We start from the raw sequence: 19,299 nt of genomic DNA, 5'->3' as shown, positions 1-19,299 counted from the left end.
TGGCTATTCCTTGGTTATTCCTTGCACACCGCGATTAGGACAGTTAAGTGACTGCAACCCTCATCATCCTGGCTATCGTCGTCGTTACTGCTTTGGCGTTTGACTTCACCAACGGCTTTCACGACACCGCTAACGCGATGGCTACGTCCATCGCCACGGGCGCGCTGAAGCCCTTCAACGCAGTGGCGATTTCGGCGCTCCTCAACCTGATTGGTGCCTTTTTGTCCGTGAACGTGGCCGCGACTGTGGCCAAAGGCATCGTGAATCTCAACTCCTACGATGTCAGCAACATTGCCGACGGCGAAGCACTACTCATGGTAGTGTTCACTGGCTTGATCGGTGGTATTTTTTGGAATCTCTTCACCTGGCTCTTGGGCATGCCTTCTTCGTCCTCGCACGCGTTGTTCGGCGGACTCATTGGTGCAGCGTTCGCAGCCATGGGCACTAGTGGCGTGGCCTGGTCTTCGATCGCTGGGAAGATCATTATCCCGGCGATTGTTTCGCCTTTCATTGCGGCGCTGGTGTCTGCTTGCGGAACCTTCTTGGTCTATTGGGTTACCAACACGATCCCCAACAAGATCAAGAACGAGCATTTCCGCCACGGCCAGATCGTCACCGCGTGCCTCGTCTCCTTGGCCCACGGAGCTGGAGATGCGCAAAAGACCATGGGCGTCATCTTCCTGGCATTGGTTGCGGCCGGCGAGGCACAAAGCACGCAGCACATCCCGACCTGGGTGATCGTGGCATGTGCGGTAGCCATCGCCGCCGGCACCTTGTCGGGCGGCTGGCGCGTGATCCGCACCTTGGGCAAGGGCCTGGTGGAAATTGAGTCTCCGCAGGGCATGGCTGCCGAGTCCTCTTCCGCCGCGATCATCCTCACCTCTGCTGTGGGTGGCATGGCCTTATCGACGACGCACGTCTCCACCGGCTCGATCCTTGGCACAGGCTTGGGCAAGAAGGGCGCTAACGTTCGCTGGGGTGTCGCAATGCGCATGGTGGCCGCTTGGTTGATCACCCTGCCGTGTGCTGCCGCCGTCGGCTTTGCTTCCTGGTGGCTGGCGCACGGGGTGACAGCGATGTCGAACATCACCGCCGGCGCAATCGTCGACCTTATCCTACTGATTGCCATGGTTGCCGTGATTTTGGTGCGTGCTCGCATGAACCCTGTGGACGCCTCCAACGTCAACGACGATTGGGATGCCGACGCCGAATCCGTAGATTCTTCGATGAAACCAGTAATCAAGCCACTCGCTCAGGAGGCTTAACAAATGGCTATCGCAACGTCGATTTTCCACGTAGCTCTCCTCGCGCTCGCTTTTGGCGCAGGGATTCCGTTCTTGTTCGCTCTGGGGATGCGCTGCATGACCGGTGACCCCATCCGCGACGAACACGGCGTAATCATCGGAGACACCGACGCCTCCACCCAGATGAAAGTCCTCGGCTGGACCGTCTACGCCGTTCTAGCTGGGATTATCGCTATCGCCATCGTCTGGATCGCAAAAGATTCCTTAAACCATTTCTTCGGTTGGAACCTATTCCCAGGCTTGTCCAGCAAGCACTAACTCCTAGAAGGTTGCGTCGGGTGAGCCCTGTGTTTAGCTCCTTGCAGGGTGGCCAAAGGTGCACTAGTAGCGCGGACCCAAACGACCGCCCCTCGATGAACTGGCACCACCCACAACAACCCCAACCGCCCCAACTGCCCCGAGCTTCAACGCACCGTAACGCCTAAAACACCACCACTAACACCGCTACGGTGTGGTCAAGTTTGCGCCCCGCCCCTAAAGAGGTAACCCAGCCCTCAAAAGTTAACAACAGGTTAACTAAAAACAAATTAAACCTTGCCGATTTAGCGGGCTTTGGCATACAATGGGTCCTTACCCATCAATCACGGACAGCTACATTCTGTCCGTACTCTAGTTCCCGAAAGGAGTTAACCATGAGGTCAATCAGCACTTTCTTCAATGCGCTGTCACATACTTTCCGCAGCGGAAACACCCACACCGCATTAGACGTACTAGCACCCGCAGAACCAGTAAACATTGCGGCCACCGTTGCCGAACACCTCATTTGCACAGATTCCGTGCCCGCAACTCCGCAGGAAGTCGCAGAAATGTTTATGGCGGTAACGGGACAACCCGCTACCGCCCAGGAGTTAATGGATACCGAGGAATTGCTCCTCAGTTTCGGCTTACTCCACGCTAGCTAGCCTCAGCGCCACCAATGGCGACCAAGCCACCGGCAACTTAAGCAAACTTCTTTTCGACGCGAGAGATCGCTTCCTTGGCGACCATCTCTTGGATGCCCATGTCGAGCTCCGAGGTGAAGCCGACGCAGGAACAGTTGATCTCACCGAGGACATAGGTGTCTTCGCCGTTTTCGCCGTCGGCAAGCATGAAGTCAGCGGTCCAGATCAGTGGAATGTTGTCGCCACCGAGCTTTTCAGCGATAACCGGGCGAGCCTCAGCGAACATGTCGATGAGCGGCTGCCAAGCCTCCGGCTTGTCGTAGGTGTACTTCGCGCCGGAGAACAGGGTTGCGGAGAAGTTGTCGCCACCAGCTGCTGGCTTCTTGTGCACCACGAAGATTGGGTGTGGACCAACGAGGAGGATGCGGATTTCGCCTTCAACGATGCGTGGCATGAAGCGCATGTCCACGAGCATGCCGTTGTCGCCGATGATGTACTGGTCGCAGAAGTCCATGAACTCGCCGAGTTCGCGGATCTCAGTGTGGTTGTCCACAGCCTCGGTGCACTTGAGCTTGGTATCCAGTGGCAGCGGGGTGCCCGGGACCAGTTCGATGGACTTGTCTTCGACCTGGACGCGCCAGATGCCTTCACCGGTGGAGCCACGGTTCTGCTTCAGCACGCGCTCGCCGTAGGACAGCGAGGTTGGGAAGGTGTTGTGGAAGGTTTCAACGTCGTAGTATGCCGCGGTGTCGGCAGGAACGAGGGAAGTGTCGTTGAGCTTAACTAGCGCATCTTTCGCACCGTAGGCCATCATCTCTTCTGGGGTGGACATGCCGACAAGGCCAGCTTCCCTGGACAGCTTGGTCAGCAGCTCAAAGTAGCCCTTTTCGCCACCAGGGATGCTGCCTGGGTTGACGCGGGAGATGTATGCGTCGAAGTTTTCGGTGACATAGTCGAAGATCTTCTCGGACCACTCTGGGCGGTAGTAAACAACTTCAGCGTTCCAGCCCTGTTCCTTGATGGCGTTGACAATCGGCATGGTGTCCTTGCGGTGCCCATCGAAGCTCTTGTCGGAGCCACCTTCAACCTCGAAAACGACGATTGCCTTCTTCATTAATTTTCTCCTTTAGTCCGCCTGCAACCAGGCATCGTTAGATCCAACATTTAAAACCATACTTTTGTATGCGTGACCCTGCACCATTAAAAGTTCCAAAGGTGCGCAAGGACACAATCTCCCAACGCGGTGTTCAATTGGGCACTATTGTTGAGAGAAGTAAGCAGAGCAGAAGCCACTAATGAATAAGAAGGAAACACCGTGGGAGTACCTGTAGATCCGCATCCAAAGTTCGCCGATTATGCCCGCCCGGAGCGCCTCGTCTCAGCACAGTGGCTTTCGGCAAAACTGGGCACGCCCGGGCTTAAAGTCATCGAATCCGACGAAGATTCCCTGCTCTACGACATCGGACACATCCCCACCGCGCAGCGCATCGACTGGCACAAGGACCTTTCCGACCTCGTCACCCGCGAGTTTATTTCCCCCGAAGGCTTCGCAAACCTCATGAACTCCAAGGGCATCGCGCCAGACGACACCGTAGTCATTTACGGTGACAAATCTAACTGGTGGGCCGCCTACACCTTCTGGGTCTTCGAACTTTACGGCCACGCCGATGTGCGCCTTCTCGACGGCGGTCGCGACGCCTGGATGGCCGAGGAACGCGACACCTCTTACGACGTTCCCCAACTTCCTTCCACCAACTACCCAGTCCCAACCCCGAATGTCACCGCGACACGTATTTTTGTGGACGAAATCACCCCTGGCAGCCCGGCGCAGCTTGTCGACGTCCGTCGGCTCGAAGAATATATGGGTTTGAGCTCCACTTCCCCATTCACTGTCCGCCGCAGCGGCCACATCCCAGGAGCTGTCAATGTGCCATGGCACACCACTGTGATGGCCAATAGCTACTTCCGATCCCGATCCGAGCTTGACCAGCAATTCACCATGCTAGACCCCGGAAAATCCACCGCGGTTTACTGCCAGTTAGGCGACCGCTCGGCACACATGTGGTTCGTGCTGAAGTACCTGCTCGGATTTAGCGATGTCCGCAATTACGACGGCTCCTGGTTGGAGTGGGGCAACATGGTGAAAATGCCCGTCGTCGCCGGCGAACAGCCCGGCAAACTGAACATCGTTTAGGACTTTTTCACTCCCGCATGGGGGTGCAGCTTGGCAAACTTCCCAATATTTTCGGGTTTCACCCGGGTTATCTATGTAACAATAAGTGTCATGCGCTGCACCCCTTTTCTCATTTGTGGGAAGCGGCACAAAATTTAAGCGAGAGTACAACATTCACAACCAGGAGGGGTTTGACTTGACCGTCGAAACCAAGAAAATCACCAAGGTACTGATTGCTAACCGTGGTGAGATCGCTGTGCGCGTCATTCGCGCAGCTCGTGACGCCGGGATCAAGAGCGTTGCTGTGTACGCGGAACCCGATGCCGACGCACCTTTCGTCGGAATGGCTGATGAGGCTTTCGCCCTGGGCGGTCAAAACTCTGCCGAGTCCTACCTGGTCTTCGACAAGATTCTGGACGCCGCTAAGAAGTCCGGCGCCGATGCCATTCACCCAGGCTACGGCTTCCTGTCCGAGAACGGTGACTTCGCAGAAGCCGTCATCAATGCCGGTCTGATCTGGATCGGGCCATCTCCGCAGTCGATTCGCGACCTCGGTGACAAGGTCACCGCTCGCCACATCGCACTCAAGGCCAACGCTCCAATGGCCCCTGGCACTAAGGAGCCAGTTAAGGATGCTTCTGAGGTAGTTGCGTTCGCGGAAGAGCACGGCCTGCCAATCGCCATCAAGGCAGCCTTCGGTGGCGGTGGCCGTGGCATGAAGGTCGCTTACAAGATGGAAGAGGTCGCTGACCTCTACGAATCTGCTACCCGTGAAGCTGTCGCAGCTTTCGGCCGTGGCGAGTGCTTCGTGGAGCGTTACCTGGACAAGGCACGCCACGTCGAGTGCCAGGTTATCGCCGACATGCACGGCAATGTTGTTGTCGCAGGTACCCGTGACTGCTCCCTGCAGCGTCGCTTCCAGAAGCTCGTCGAAGAAGCCCCAGCCCCATTCCTCACCGATGACCAGCGCACTCGCCTACACGAATCCGCAAAGGCTATCTGTAAGGAAGCCGGCTACTACGGCGCGGGTACCGTTGAGTACCTGGTTGGTTCTGACGGACTGATCTCCTTCCTCGAGGTCAACACCCGTCTGCAGGTGGAACACCCGGTCACCGAGGTCACCACCGGCCTGGACCTGGTCCGCGAGCAGTTCCGCATCGCAGAGGGCAAGGAACTCCACATCAAGGAAGACCCGACCCCACGCGGCCACGCTTTCGAGTTCCGCATCAACGGCGAAGACGCTGGCAACAACTTCATGCCTGCGCCAGGCAAGGTCACCAAGTACATCGAGCCAGCTGGCCCAGGTGTCCGCATGGACTCGGGCATCGTCGAGGGATCCGTCATCGGTGGCCAGTTCGACTCCATGCTCGCGAAGCTGATCGTCTTCGGTGAGACCCGTGACGAGGCGCTGCAGCGTGCCGCCCGCGCACTGGACGAATACGTCGTCGAAGGCATGCCGACTGTCCTGCCATTCCACCGCCACATCGTCGAGAACCCTGCTTTCGTGGGCGACGGGGAAAAATTCGACGTCTACACTAAGTGGATTGAAGAAGAGTGGGACAACCCAATCCCTGCCTACGTCGATCCAGCTGACGTGGAAGAAGACGAAGAAGCTACCCCAGCCCAGAAGGTCGTCGTCGAGATCGACGGCCGTCGCGTGGAGATCGCTCTCCCTGGCGACCTCGCCCTCGGCGGTGGTGCCGCAGGTGGCGCAAAGAAGAAAGCCAAGAAGCGTCGCGCTGGTGGCGCTAAGGCAGCTGTCTCCGGCGACGCGGTAGCTGCACCGATGCAGGGTACTGTCATCAAGGTCAACGTCGAAGAAGGCCAGGAAGTCGCCGAAGGTGACACCGTCGTGGTCCTCGAAGCCATGAAGATGGAAAACCCAGTCAAGGCACACAAGTCCGGTGTTGTCACCGGCCTGTCCGCTGCTGCGGGCGAAGGCGTAACCAAGGGCGCAGTCTTGATGGAGATCAAGTAACCCCTCCACCGATTGCCTTTGAGATGCCTCATCCCGTAAAGATTTGGACCATCTCAAAGGCATTTCGCGTCTCTCAGCCATGAATTTCGCACAATTCACCCGCCCCGCGCTCTCTTTCGAGGTCGAAGCCGACTTTAGCCAACCCGAGCTTCCCCGCGCCGGCCTGACCGACACCAAGCTCGGCGGTGCACCTTACCGCCCGATCGGCGCACCGTGGCCAGCCAACATGTACCTTTTGGCCCAGCTCAACCTCGGGGAGCTCCCCCAGGTACTCGACCTCCCCACTACCGGCCTGCTGCAAATCTTCCTGCCGTTCGCCGAGGGTTACGGCAGCTACGGACCCCCGTTTTGCCACATTGATTACTGGCCTACCTATGACGATCCTGCCGAGCCCTTGCTTTTCGACGGCACCACGTTCCGCTCCGAAGACGTACAGCCCGAGCGCTACCCAATGAGACATGGCGAATCCGGGATAGCCTTTACCCTCCAGAAATGCGCGTTGCTCAACCCCTGTTTCGGACTGCGTCTCACCCCGGGGCAGGTAATACAGCAACTCCCCCAATTGGACGAGGACATCGATTCCAATGTGCCTGGGCGTGCAGAAATCCTGGAATACCTAAGAGATGCAGCGCGGAAAGAATACCTAGCGATTCATGAGCAGTCCGCGCAGGGTGGCATCCAAATCGGCGGATTCCCTTGCCTGATTCAAACCGATTTCGACGCACCCCCGGAGGCAGAGCAGCTGCTATTCCAGATTGACTACGACCCACATTTCGCCTGGCTGGGCGACTGCGGGAGCCTGCAGGTGTTCATCAAAGACCGAGGTTTTTCCACCGCTCGAGTCTATTATTCCTGTTTCTGATGGGGCATATTGGTTGTCGTGACGGACATCGAGCGGCACAGCTACCTGATTGGCGATTACGAACGTGAATATGCCCTGCGCAAACTAAAGAGCGCAGTGCAGTCCAGGCATCTCCCGCTGATCGAATTTGATCGTAGAGCAGAACTCGCAGGACACGCCCGTAACCAGGGCGACATCGATACTCTGCTACGCGATATCCCAGACGACCTCATGATCCACACCCACCGCACCTCTGGTCTACAAAAACGATTCGGCAATCTGGCGTTCAATGTCCTGCCTCATCCCGATCGCTGGACTCATGGCAAGCAGTTTCGCCGGTTTTGTGGCGCTCATGGTGACAGCCTCTTCGTGCCGCCGTTCATCCTGAAAATCGACCCCGAGTCGCTCTACCAGCCCAAAATCAGCTACAAACAGATCGGAAACTGAAAGGAACCTATGGACGTCAACGGCGGACGATTCTACGCCCGCCCACTTCGCGACAACGATGCCCCGGCCCTGGCGCAGGCGGCCAATAGCGTGGCGTCGCTAAGCCCAAGAGTCACACAAACTCCTAGTTCGGGTTTTAGGATCCGATGAAGACTATGTTATTTTTCCGCCCTACGCTTCTACCGGAAGACATCGATCACACAGGAAACCACCGCAATACGACAGCTTCGGAATTCATTATTCCAACGACAAAACACACGATTTCATCCCGAGCATTACAGAACGGAACTGCCCGGAACAGACGCGAACATCGATCAAATCGCGCGTGACCTATTACGATCCCAACATACCTAGAAATTCGAACGAATCGAATTACTGGCGATCGTTCCCATGACTCATTTCAAGGGGCACACATAGTCCTGCTCTTAGAATGCCGGCAGGTCGATTACGAAACGTTGTCCGAGTTGTATCCACCCTCTTACCGGTCCACCTATGTTTAAACACCGCCTCAAACACGATGCTGTAACGAACGCAACAATACAGTTGTCAAAAAGCTAAATTCGCATGAAACAGCGACCTATTTTGAGTAAAACAGACCTTAGCTGGACAACGGATTAAGATTCGAGGAGATCAACTCATGCCAGCAGAGGAACACTTTGACCTTGAGGGGGTGCACATCTCGAGAAGTGGACACGCACCCCCATCTCACCGGCGGAACCCTACGTTCCACCATACTGATTCTTGTATCCGGAACCATCAAAGATACTTGCAAAGACAGTTCTGATTCGACGTACGAGCGCCATTTCCCCTCCTTCCCACTCAAGACATTGATTAACCACACGGATTAAGTGTGTCGAAAGACACAATGTGGTTGTGACCTAGGATACAATTTAACACTAAGGGAATCAAGGACCATTTACCACGAGGACATACATGTCGGCGCACAACATCTTGCAGTTCTTAGGAACACGCTGGGTCAATCGCATGTACTTGAAAATGCCGGAGGGGCGTACGGCAGAAATTCTTCCAAATCTTTTCGTTACCACAAATCAAGATTTAATAGACTTGGTCATCCGGCATGGAGGCCGAAAGACAATCGAGGATTCAGGTTTCTATAGACTCGGCTCTATACCGCTCGACAAATCGAAAAGAATCTACCTCTCCAAGTCATTGCGAACACTTTTAGAAAATCATCTTCGAGACAACGGTCAACTTTTAACCGAGACCCTGGACCGGCTATTTCAAAACACGAAAGTTCAAACGCAGGAAATTGGCTATGTAATCACGTATGAATTTTTTAACTCCATACTGAGCCCAATGACCGATAAGAACTTTCGGCAAGTTATGCATAACTATCTTCACAATTCCATTGTCCAGGAGGAATGTAGGTCAAAGAAACATAAAAACCAAACAGTCATTCTTGAAACTCGACGATACTTAAGCGACCAGTTTAGAGTTAGGACTTTGGATAACGCTGCCAATCCAGCGTCTATATTTGAGATCTGTCAAAGGCTCGAACTTCAACCAGATCAGCAGGCGGAAATATTCCAAAGGCTTATTCTTTCCGTAGTGGGCTTCACTGGATGCACGCTTGAATGGGGGCTGTTGTCACTGTGCAATTATGGAAAAATTTTTCCCATAGATCATTATTATGTCTATGAAATACTTCGAAAGTATAATCCCATTTGGAGGCTAGATCGAACACTCTGCAGTGAGATTAAATTTGGAGACAAAATCTTCACTGAAGGAAGTCGAATAATCGCCCTCCTTCCCGCAATTCATTTGTCCGATAAGCTATGGATCGAGCCGGAGAATTTCCTTCCCGATAGATGGAATATTTCAAGCACAAAGAAGTCTCAGCTTTTTAGCTTTGGCTTCGCCCCTTCGCCTTGCCCGGCGCGAGCGCCAGCCATAACATTCTTGAGTTACGCACTCAAATATGTCAACTCTACATACGATCTAAACTTTGAGAAAGATGTTTTCGCAATGGAGATTTACGGCACATTCCGGTCCTGCCCTAGAGGTACATTACATGCAAAAAGCAGGCAGGAGCCTCACTAATGTCAAGTAACAAGCGACTGCCTTTGTTGCTATCCAACGTGTTAGATGGCTTTGCTGGCCAACTTTTCACCTTGACACTTGAGCTGATTTGCATAAATCAACTCAACTTTTCAGGAACACAGCTTGCCATACTCAATGTCAGCAGTTTGGCAATATTTCTATCGCTCAACATTTTCGCCGGTCTAGTGGCCGACAGGCTTAATATTGGTACAAGTTTAATGCTGTTGCTATTTACCAAACTAGTTCTTTTCGTGTTGTTTTTCTTTTCTTTCACAGTTTTTGGACTGAGCTTTCATTCAATATTTATTTACGAGGCTCTTATCGGAGTCATTGCAGTATTTTTAAATAACTCACAGCTTGTTGCTTCCATATCGCTTCCAGATGATATTTCTAAAACTTCGCTCGCCTCTCTTATCGCGTCAGGTGATCAAGTTGCGCGCATTTTAAGCCCGCTTATTTTAATGTTTTCAATTCACGGAAATCATTATTCCCTGGTCCTTCAGTTTGTCATTTTCGCGGCATTTCTGGGTTTTCTAACCGCTTTACCATTGTGGAATTTGCATACAGGAGATATCGGTGTTCAAACTCGCAAAACGACGAATAGATCGAACTTCACCCAGGGTTTTCGCATTATTTCAAAATCCCCACAGCTTTCGATAGCAGTCGCCGTAATGATAATAACAAATTTCGGCTTGGCAATGGGAGATCTAACAGCCTCTTTGCTGCTCCTCAGACATTTCTCACTGCCCCCGAGTCAATTTACGTTTCTCACACTTTGGTGCAGCGCGTGGGGTCTTGTCACAGCATTAGTGGCGCCACGCCTGATCACACTTTTCCACTACATTCACTTAATTTTTATGTGCATTTTCGCCGAATTATTATCACCAGTAACTTATCTATTGGCTTTACATTTCTCCTTGCCAGTACTTTTCATTGCAATGTTCGCGGGTTTTTCCTGGACGGTCGGGGTCGTAATTGTAAATATAGTATCTACCGATGCTATTTCGCGGTACGTGGATAAATCCAACGCGGGCGTAACCTTCGGCACCCTTAGAGCGCTATCAATGTCTGTGGTTCCTATCGGCACAATGTTTAGTGGATTACTTGTTGACCATGCTGGATTTATGATTCCATTGACTTTGTGGGCGTGCTCGTGTCTTTTAGCTCTATTCTTCGTTTTCTACAAAGGATTTTCAATGCGCGTATCCTAGGCTGCATGGTCATATCGGTTTGAGGGTACTGATATGCCGCTCGCCACACTTTCAGTTTTCAAGTTCGTTTTCAGTGTTTGTCGGAATAGTGAATCAAGTAATGCATTGCTTTTTCCACTGCATATGAGTGCGGGAAACCAGTTATTTTAAAAGCCGGTTTTGTTTTGTATTTATACGCCTTCGAGTGCTATTAATTGTTCTGATTGTACAGTCGAAACGCGTCTCTAGAAATAATGAATTGTTCACCAGTACATCGAGATCGGAAATTGAATGGAACCCATGGATGTCAACGGTGGCCGTTTCTACGCCCGCCCACTTCGCGACGACGATGCTTCTGCCCTAGCGGAGGCTGCCAGCAGCGTGACGTCGATAAGCCAAGCTCGGGCGGAATGGCTGAGCGACACCGCTTACTCGTGGGCGGTTTGTGAACAAACCAATGTCAATGCGGTGGCCATCGCTCGCTATGACCAGAAGGAGCTCGAGATCGTGCCGGTGGGCGACCCGGAGCGCGACCTTCCGAACGACCCAATCCTGGAGCCGAAGAAAGTCCGCGACGGAGTGGCCGAGGGACGAGTCTTTCTCCAGCGTTGGATCGATGGGTTTTTGCCGACTTACCGGGAACAAAACGGGTAGATCAAGAATCGTAAATGGGTAAGGATCACGTTCAGTTTGCTCATGAAATTGGGCTCGTACCCCTCCCCCCGCCTGACATACCAGTCAACCTTTAGGATCCATTCCGGAAGCATGCGACAAGCTGGGCTCCGCGACTCAAAACTCGGCGGCGCCCCATATCGACCGTGCGGTGCAGGATGGCCAAAAACGCCAAAGGTGACCCCTACAGCTTCGTCGCCCAGCTGAACCTGGCGCAAGTGGAACGAGACCGAATTGAACTCGGCATCCCGCCACTGCTTGACGGCGCCTTACCGACGACCGGCCTCATCCAATTCTTTTTGCCCTTCGATGACGCCTATGGTCTTGCTACCGGCCAGCCTGATTGCTTCGTCGCATACATAGTTGACCCCGACCTACCGGCCGATGAACCGGTATTTGCGTGGAAGGCCATCTTCGACTCGGACACCCAATGGCTACGCGAAAACCCAGCACCGGAGCTTAATTCCCGAGGAGACCATCTTGCTGTCTCGCCGTGCTACACCGAACTGTCGATTTTGGAGCACCCCGAGGTTGCCCAAGCCCGGATTGCATGCTGAAGTCTCCGATACACAGGAAGCGCTATGGCGAGCTGCCTTTCCAAGCGGAGTGCCCCGAAAAGACCTGCTAGGTGAAATTAGCCATCAGGTCGGAGGATACGCCGATTTTGCCCAAAACGATCCCCGCACCAAAGAGACGCCACTCCGTTTGCTCTTCCAGATCGACGGCGACCTGGATATGCAGCGCATCGGCGATATGGGCACGATGCAGTTTTTATCGACCCCGCCGACCTCAGAAGGAAAGACTTCACCAAGGTGTTGTTGGATTGGGCTTGCGGCTAATAGCTATTCTCCCTGACCACGGCCTCACGCAGGTCTGATCGCTGGCGGTGGTGAGATTCTGGCCAGCCCAGATTCGAGTGCGACTACCATCTGCTGTGAGGATGTCCCGTCGCTTTCTCACAGGTCTGTTCCTGCTCACGCCAATTAGTGACACGGCAAGAACTTCCAGCCCTGCAGACTAAACTATTCCCCTATGGCACCCCGTTTCCCCACCCGGATTCCACACAGGCGATCAATCGTGGCCGCTATTGATCAGGGCACGACGTCGACACGCTGCATGCTTTTCGACGACCACGGCCAAGCAATCGCCTCCTCCCATCTGGAGCATAGGCAGATTTTCCCCCGCCCCGGCTGGGTCGAACACGACCCGATGGAGATCTGGGCGAACACGCGGCGCGTCATGGCTGATGTGCTGGCGCGGGCGGAAGTGACGGGCGACGACATCGCAGCAGTGGGCATCACCAATCAGCGCGAGACGACCGTCGTGTGGGATAAAACCACTGGCCAGCCAGTGTATAACGCGATTGTCTGGCAAGACACCCGGACGTCGGAAATTTGCGCGGACTTGCAGGCGGCCGACTTCGAACACACCGGGCTGCCAGTATCGACCTACTTTTCCGGACCGAAAATCCGCTGGATCCTCGACAATGTCCCCGGGGCCCGCGAACGCGCAGAAACCGGTGAGCTAATCTTCGGCACTGTCGAATCGTGGCTGATCTGGAATCTGACCCGCGGCGAGCACGTCACCGACGTCACCAATGCCTCCCGCACCATGCTCATGGATCTCAGCACCGGAAAATGGGACCACGAGCTGGCTGAGAAGCTGCAAATCCCCGTCAAGATGTTGCCAAAGATTGTGTCGAATTCGCAGGTCATCGGCAAGATCAAGCGGGTCAATGGCTTTAACAATGTACCGATCGCTGGGGTGCTCGGGGATCAGCAAGCCGCCGCGTTCGGCCAAGCCTGCTTGGAGCCGGGGGAAGTTAAGAACACCTATGGTACGGGCAATTTCCTGCTGCTCAACACCGGCAATGAGATCAAGCGTTCCGAACACGGGCTCATTTCCACCGTGGCCTACAAGCTGGGAAACGAACCCACCACTTATGCTCTCGAGGGTTCCATCGCGGTCACGGGCTCTTTGGTGCAATGGCTGCGGGATAACTTGGGGATTATCTCGACAGCGCCGGACGTCGAAAAGCTGGCAGAGAGCGTCCCGGACAACGGCGGTTGTTACATTGTCCCGGCGTTTTCAGGGCTGCTCGCCCCCTACTGGCGGGAAGATGCGCGCGGGGTCATTTGTGGCTTGACCAGGTTTCACACCAAGGCGCACTTCGCGCGGGCGGCGTTGGAGGCCACTGCGTATCAGACTCGTGAAGTTGTCGAGGCGATGAACCAAGACACCGGAATTCCCATCACTGCGCTCAAAGCCGACGGCGGGATGGTCGGGAATTCGCTGCTCATGCAGTTTCAAGCCGACCAGCTGGGCGTGCCGGTGATGGTGCCGAAAATCACCGAGACCACTGCGCTGGGTGCAGCCTACGCCGCCGGGCTGGCAGTTGGGGTGTACAAATCCATGAAAGACATCCGAGCGATGTGGCGGGAGCAGCGCACCTACCACCCGCATCCCACCGAGGACGCGCTTTTCGACGGCTGGCGAAAAGCAGTAGAAAAGAGCTTCGACTCATGAGCCTTGCCCAATCGATAGCACACCAATCGGCACTGCGATCCATCGCGCGAGTAGTGGAAGAAACTGTGACGCCTACCGACCCGGCGGTGGCGCTACCGGAAATAGCGGGGCAGTTGCGGTCCGGCGGGGTGCTCGTCATCACGGGCGCTGGCGTGTCCACCGATTCTGGTATTCCCGACTACCGTGGCCCAAATGGTTCACTGACCAGGCACCGGCCCATGACCTACCAGGAATTCAAACATGACCCAGCTGCCCTGCAGCGTTATTGGGCGCGGTCTTTCGTGGGCTGGCGGCACATGGCAGCTGCCCGCCCCAACCGCACACACTTCGCTCTCTCCGAGCTGGAACAATCGGGTTTTGTTTCTGGGGTGATCACACAAAACGTCGATGGCCTACACATGGCCGCCGGGTCGAAGAATGTGCTGGCCTTGCACGGTTCGCTAGCGGATGTGGTCTGCCTGAACTGCGGAAACCTGGAGGATCGTCGCAGCCTGGACCAACGGATGGCCTCCGCCAACCCCCGGTTCGCGCCCGCCTACGACCAATCACAGGTAAACCCGGACGGCGACGTGGCGCTTTCGGACGCCGATGTCGCCCAATTCCACTTGGTAGGCTGCCTAAGCTGCGGCTCCACCCTCTTAAAACCCAATGTTGTCTATTTCGGCGAACCCGTACCGGCCGAGCGAAAAGCACAAGCTAAAGAAATGCTCCTAGCAGCGAAATCGGTCCTGGCGGTGGGGACTTCGCTAGCGGTCATGAGTGGACTACGCCTGGTGCTGGATGCGGAGAAACAGGGCAAGGTGGTCAGCGTTATCAACGGTGGCCCGGGCCGGGCGGATCCGCGCGCGAAGGTAGTGTGGCGGACCGCCGTGGGGCCCGCTTTCGACGCGCTTCTCGACGAGCTCGATATTTAAGTAGCTCGACGTTTAGTAACTAGAGAGCGGTGCCGGGGACAGCGGTGGCAACGTTGGCAGCGGGATAACAGGCAAGGCCACCCCTGGGATTTCCACGGATCCAAAGAGATTCGGGGCAGCTGGTTGCGGGGCACCAGGCACTGGGGCTCCAGGCCACGGCGCAGGTGCTTTCCCTGGTAGTGACACGCCCTGCACATCAGCGGTCAGCTGCTCGGCGGGGCCAATTGTGCGGGCGGCGACTGTGAAGCCGGGGCCGAATGAAGCGGTCGCGTTCATGCTCTTGCGGTCGTCGGACCAGCCGAATTTCGTCCCTTCCACCCCAGGTAGTGTTGCGGTTCCGTAGTTTTGGGGATTGCCGTCTGCGGCGATGGGCGCGGCCTGCCGCATGCCTTGGCGCAGCGGTTCGGCTACCGGGTCACTTGCAGTGCGGTGCAGGAAGTAGGTGACGTCAGCCATCGACATCCGGCAATTGCCCCAGAATGGTGCGACTTCGGTTTCCATCATCCCCAGATCGCGGACGACATCGCCGATGGCGCTGGGATATTTCTGATTCAGGTACGTAGCGATCCCGTCGTCGCTGCGCTGAATCATCGGCTCGACCAGCGCTTTATCCTCGTCGCTGCCGTGGTACAGCACCCAGTAGCCCAGTGGCAGCTTGATGAGCGATAGCGCTGGGGCAACCTGGCTATTCCAACTGAAGTTGGCTCCCCCAGCGTCCCGGACGCTGACTTCGGTACGTGGTGGCGGGGCATACGCCTGCGCTGGAGTTGTTGAAAGCGCTAGCGCGCAGGCCACTGTCCCAATGACCACTCTTTTCACATAAATAATCCTATAGGGCGTTTATCCCTGCTCCAAAACGAGGAGCAGGTCGCCTCCCTCAACCTTGGTTGGCTGGAGCAGCACCACTCGGGAGACACGGCCGTCGATAGGCGCGGTGATCGTGGCTTCCATCTTCATGGCCTCGATGATTGCCACTGGGTCACCCGTCTTGACCTCGTCGCCTTCCTTAACGTTCACGGTCACGGCACCCGCGAACGGAGCGGCAACGTGCCCAGGGTTGGTGGCATCTGCCTTCTCAGCCGTGGCGACGACCGATTCCACATTTCGGTCGCGCACTTCCATCGGACGGACCTGACCATTGACGGTGAGCATGACTTTGCGCATGCCTTTCGCGTCTGGTTCGGAGATTGCGTCGAGGCGGACGAGGAGGACCCGGTTGTCGGCTAGCTTGACCGTGGTTTCTACGCCTTCTTCCAGCCCGTAGATGAACTCGCGGTCTTCCAGGATGGAGGTGTCGCCGAATAGGCGACGGTGCTCGGCGAATTCGGCTGCCGGTTTCGGGAAGAGTAGGCGATCAAGGGCGCCACGGCGCTTAATGCCTGGCTGCTCTAGTAGGGCAGCTTCCTCCGCAGGCACTTCAGCCATAGGCTTTGGCTCGGCGCGGCCGACCAGCGCGGCGTCGCGAAGCAGCGGCCATCCACCTGGAGGCGTGCCTAGTTCGCCCCGAAGGAAGCCGATGACGGAGTCCGGGACGTCGTACTTTTGGGGGTTCTCAGCGAATTCTTGTGGCGTGATCCCGGCGCCGACCAGGTGCAATGCGAGGTCGCCGACGACCTTTGAGGACGGGGTCACCTTAGTTGGTCGTCCCAAGATCTCGTTCACGCCGGCATAGGCGTCTTCGATGAGTTCGAAGCGGTCGGCAAGCCCCAGCGCTACGGCCTGCGCACGCAGGTTGGATAGCTGTCCACCTGGAATTTCGTGGCGGTACACGCGGCCGGTTGGGCCCGGAGTGCCGGACTCGAATGGCGCGTAGATCTGACGGACCGCCTCCCAGTATGGTTCGAGGTCGGACACCGCTTGGAGGGAGAGACCGGTGTCTCGGTCGGTGTCGGCGAACGCTGCGACCAGCGCGGACATCGATGGCTGAGAGGTAGTACCCGACAGTGGTGCGGAGGCCACATCTACGGCGTCGGCTCCAGCGTGCGCCGCCGCCAGGTAGGTAGCCAGCTGGCCGCCGGCGGTGTCGTGAGTGTGGACGTGAATCGGGAGGTCAAAGCGCTCACGCAGGGCGGTCACCAGCTTGGCAGCCGCTGCTGGGCGCATGAGGCCCGCCATGTCCTTGATCGCGAGGATATGCGCGCCTGAGTCGACGATTTGCTCAGCAAGACGCAGGTAGTAGTCCAGGGTGTAAAGGTCTTCTGCCGGGGAGAGCAGGTTTCCGGAGTAAGCCATGGCTACTTCTGCTACTGCAGTGTTCGTGGACAGTACGGCGTCGATGGCTGGTCGCATTTGGGAGACGTCGTTGAGGGCGTCGAAAATGCGGAAGATATCGATGCCGGATCCAGCAGCTTCCTCCACGAAAGCTTGCGCCACCGAGTCTGGGTATGGCGTGTAGCCGACGGTGTTGCGACCACGCAGCAGCATCTGAATGGGCACGTTTGGCATGGCGGCGCGCAGGGCGTCGAGACGCTCCCATGGGTCTTCGTGCAGGAAGCGCATGGCAACGTCATAGGTCGCTCCGCCCCAGGCTTCCACGGAGAGCAGCTGCGGGGTCAGCTTGGACACTGCCTCGGCCGCATCGACGAGCGCACGGGAACGCACCCGCGTGGCCAGCAGCGATTGGTGCGCATCGCGGAACGTGGTGTCGGTGACGGCGAGTCCCTTGCGAGCTCGGAGGTTTTCCGCGAACTTTGCCGGCCCGACCGCCAGCAGCTCATCGCGAGCGCCGGCTGGACGCTCTTCCGGCAATTCCGGCAGCTTATCGACGGCGCGCACCGTCATCTTCGGCTTGCCATTGGGCCGGTTTACGGTGACATCCGCGAGGAAGTCGAGGATTCGTCCGGCTTCATCGTCGGCCGGTGGTGCGGACAGCAGCCAAGGGTGCTCATTGATGAACGAGGTGGCCACGCGCTTGCCGGTGAAATCTGGTTCGCGCAGAAGCGCGCGGAGGAAGCCGATGTTGGTAGCAACTCCGGAGATGTGGAATTCGTTCAGTGCGCGCTGCGCGCGAGCGACAGCCGTGGCGAAGTCTGCGCCGCGGCAGGTCATCTTGACCAGCATCGAGTCGAAGTGCGCGGTGATCTCACCACCGAGCATCGCTGCGCCGTCGAGACGCACGCCCGCACCGCCCGGGCTGCGGTAGGCGGTGATGATGCCGGTATCCGGACGGAAGCCGTTGTTCGGGTCTTCGGTGGTGATGCGACACTGCAGTGCGGCCCCGGTGGTGTGGATTTTGTCCTGCTCCAGGCCGAGATCTTTGAGGGTGGCACCAGCGGCGATCTGCATCTGGGATTTCACCAGGTCAACCTGGGTTACCTCTTCGGTAACGGTGTGCTCGACCTGGATGCGGGGGTTCATCTCGATGAAGACGTGGTTGCCGTTTTCGTCCACGAGGAACTCGACGGTGCCGGCGCCCCGGTAACCGATGTGCTTGCAGAACTTCACGGCGTCTGCGCAGATGCGCTCACGCAGCTGAGGATCTAGGAACTGCGCCGGGGCGATTTCCACGACCTTTTGGTGGCGACGCTGCAAGGAGCAGTCGCGTTCGTAGAGGTGAACGACATCTCCGGTGGCGTCGGCCAGAATCTGCACCTCGATGTGCTGCGGATTGATGACAGCGCGTTCGATGTAGACGCGTGGGTCGCCAAATGCGGACTCTGCCTCGCGGGACGCTTCGGCGGCTAGCTCACGAAGTTGGTCCGGGCTCGGGATAAAGCGCATGCCGCGACCACCGCCACCGGCTACTGCCTTAACGAACAGCGGATACTGCTGCCCTTCTGCCTGCTTGACCAGCACTTCAATGTCCGCGGACGGCTCGGACTCATCGAGGGTTGGTAGTCCTGCTGCGCGGGCGGCAGAGACAGCTGCCGACTTATCGCCGGTGAGATCGAGGACCTCTGGGGTGGGGCCGATGAACGTGATACCGTTTTCCGCGCATTCGCGGGCGAGCTGCGCATTTTCCGAAAGGAAGCCGTAACCAGGGTAGATAGCATCGGCGCCAGATTCTTTGGCTGCGCGGATGATCTCATCGATGTTCAGGTACGCCTTAACTGGAGAACCCTCGGCGCCCACCTTAATGGCTTCGGATGCGAACGCACGGTGGAACGAGTTGCGGTCTTCGACAGGGAAGATTGCGACGGTCTCGGCACCAATTTCGTATGCCGCACGGAAAGCGCGCACGGCGATCTCACCTCGGTTAGCAACCAAAACTTTTGCAAAGCTTGCTAACCCATTTTGCTGGGACATGTTATTCCTCTAATTTCGATCAATTCGTGACGGTGATCACTTAACATTCCCATGCTATCGGAAAATT

The 19,299-nt window shown here is 56.4% G+C and carries 17 protein-coding genes; 14 read left to right on the top strand and 3 right to left on the bottom strand.

Going from position 1 to position 19,299, the window contains the following annotated elements:
• Window positions 1–47 precede the first annotated feature (47 nt).
• The 3 genes from CEPID_RS02800 to CEPID_RS02790 all read left to right on the top strand — a co-directional run bounded on the left by CEPID_RS02800 (window position 48) and on the right by CEPID_RS02790 (window position 2,206).
• Complete coding sequence (locus tag CEPID_RS02800) at window positions 48–1,265, top strand: inorganic phosphate transporter (RefSeq protein WP_047239671.1); 1,218 nt, start codon at window positions 48–50, stop codon at window positions 1,263–1,265.
• Window positions 1,266–1,268: 3 nt separating this feature from the next.
• Window positions 1,269–1,562, top strand: coding sequence for a hypothetical protein (locus tag CEPID_RS02795; RefSeq protein WP_047239670.1), 294 nt, complete (start codon window positions 1,269–1,271; stop codon window positions 1,560–1,562).
• A 374-nt stretch (window positions 1,563–1,936) separates the two neighbouring features.
• Window positions 1,937–2,206, top strand: a complete 270-nt coding sequence (locus CEPID_RS02790) for a hypothetical protein (protein WP_047239669.1) — start codon at window positions 1,937–1,939, stop codon at window positions 2,204–2,206.
• A gap of 37 nt (window positions 2,207–2,243) precedes the next feature.
• Here CEPID_RS02790 and CEPID_RS02785 read toward each other — a convergent pair whose 3' ends face one another.
• Window positions 2,244–3,299, bottom strand: a complete 1,056-nt coding sequence (locus CEPID_RS02785; protein ID WP_047239668.1) for a Cj0069 family protein — start codon at window positions 3,297–3,299, stop codon at window positions 2,244–2,246.
• A gap of 201 nt (window positions 3,300–3,500) precedes the next feature.
• Here CEPID_RS02785 and CEPID_RS02780 point away from each other — a divergent pair, with 201 nt between their 5' ends.
• The 11 genes from CEPID_RS02780 (at window position 3,501) to CEPID_RS02735 (ending at window position 14,987) form a co-directional block, all read left to right on the top strand.
• The gene (locus tag CEPID_RS02780; RefSeq protein WP_047239667.1) at window positions 3,501–4,379 is read left to right on the top strand and encodes a sulfurtransferase; all 879 of its coding nucleotides are present in this window, start codon (window positions 3,501–3,503) and stop codon (window positions 4,377–4,379) included.
• 175 nt (window positions 4,380–4,554) lie between these two features.
• Window positions 4,555–6,336, top strand: coding sequence for an acetyl/propionyl/methylcrotonyl-CoA carboxylase subunit alpha (locus CEPID_RS02775; protein WP_047239666.1), 1,782 nt, complete (start codon window positions 4,555–4,557; stop codon window positions 6,334–6,336).
• A gap of 79 nt (window positions 6,337–6,415) precedes the next feature.
• Window positions 6,416–7,198, top strand: coding sequence for a DUF1963 domain-containing protein (locus CEPID_RS02770; RefSeq protein WP_047239665.1), 783 nt, complete (start codon window positions 6,416–6,418; stop codon window positions 7,196–7,198).
• 18 nt (window positions 7,199–7,216) lie between these two features.
• Window positions 7,217–7,624: a DUF1707 SHOCT-like domain-containing protein gene (locus CEPID_RS02765; protein WP_047239664.1), complete on the top strand. Its 408-nt coding sequence runs from the start codon at window positions 7,217–7,219 to the stop codon at window positions 7,622–7,624.
• A 1,317-nt stretch (window positions 7,625–8,941) separates the two neighbouring features.
• A complete protein-coding gene (locus CEPID_RS02760; protein WP_158408015.1) occupies window positions 8,942–9,685 on the top strand; it encodes a cytochrome P450 in 744 nt (247 codons plus the stop codon).
• The gene (locus CEPID_RS02755) at window positions 9,685–10,896 is read left to right on the top strand and encodes an MFS transporter (protein WP_047239662.1); all 1,212 of its coding nucleotides are present in this window, start codon (window positions 9,685–9,687) and stop codon (window positions 10,894–10,896) included. Before CEPID_RS02760 ends, CEPID_RS02755 begins: the two co-directional genes overlap by 1 nt.
• A 270-nt stretch (window positions 10,897–11,166) precedes the next feature.
• Window positions 11,167–11,529, top strand: a complete 363-nt coding sequence (locus CEPID_RS02750) for a hypothetical protein (RefSeq protein WP_047239661.1) — start codon at window positions 11,167–11,169, stop codon at window positions 11,527–11,529.
• Window positions 11,530–11,705: 176 nt separating this feature from the next.
• Window positions 11,706–12,104, top strand: a complete 399-nt coding sequence (locus tag CEPID_RS02745; RefSeq protein ID WP_047239660.1) for a DUF1963 domain-containing protein — start codon at window positions 11,706–11,708, stop codon at window positions 12,102–12,104.
• Window positions 12,105–12,153: 49 nt separating this feature from the next.
• Complete coding sequence (locus tag CEPID_RS13710) at window positions 12,154–12,402, top strand: DUF1963 domain-containing protein (protein ID WP_407921612.1); 249 nt, start codon at window positions 12,154–12,156, stop codon at window positions 12,400–12,402.
• 177 nt (window positions 12,403–12,579) lie between these two features.
• Entirely contained in the window at window positions 12,580–14,073 is a 1,494-nt protein-coding gene (gene glpK, locus CEPID_RS02740; protein WP_047239659.1) for a glycerol kinase GlpK, read from the top strand.
• Window positions 14,070–14,987: a Sir2 family NAD-dependent protein deacetylase gene (locus tag CEPID_RS02735; RefSeq protein WP_047239658.1), complete on the top strand. Its 918-nt coding sequence runs from the start codon at window positions 14,070–14,072 to the stop codon at window positions 14,985–14,987. Before glpK ends, CEPID_RS02735 begins: the two co-directional genes overlap by 4 nt.
• Window positions 14,988–14,999: 12 nt before the next feature.
• Here the strand turns inward: CEPID_RS02735 and CEPID_RS02730 are convergent, their stop codons facing one another.
• Together CEPID_RS02730 and CEPID_RS02725 are read right to left on the bottom strand one after the other, a co-directional pair.
• On the bottom strand, window positions 15,000–15,806 hold the full coding sequence (locus CEPID_RS02730; RefSeq protein WP_236684280.1) for a hypothetical protein: 807 nt from the start codon (window positions 15,804–15,806) through the stop codon (window positions 15,000–15,002).
• A 21-nt stretch (window positions 15,807–15,827) separates the two neighbouring features.
• Window positions 15,828–19,232 (bottom strand): pyruvate carboxylase, encoded by a 3,405-nt coding sequence (locus tag CEPID_RS02725; protein WP_047239657.1) that lies wholly within the window; start codon window positions 19,230–19,232, stop codon window positions 15,828–15,830.
• Between the last annotated feature and the right edge of the window lie 67 nt (window positions 19,233–19,299).

The sequence above is a fragment of the Corynebacterium epidermidicanis genome, assembly GCF_001021025.1.
In the GTDB taxonomy this organism is placed as follows: Bacteria; Actinomycetota; Actinomycetes; order Mycobacteriales; family Mycobacteriaceae; genus Corynebacterium; species Corynebacterium epidermidicanis.
This window is presented reverse-complemented; position numbering and strand designations above follow the sequence as displayed.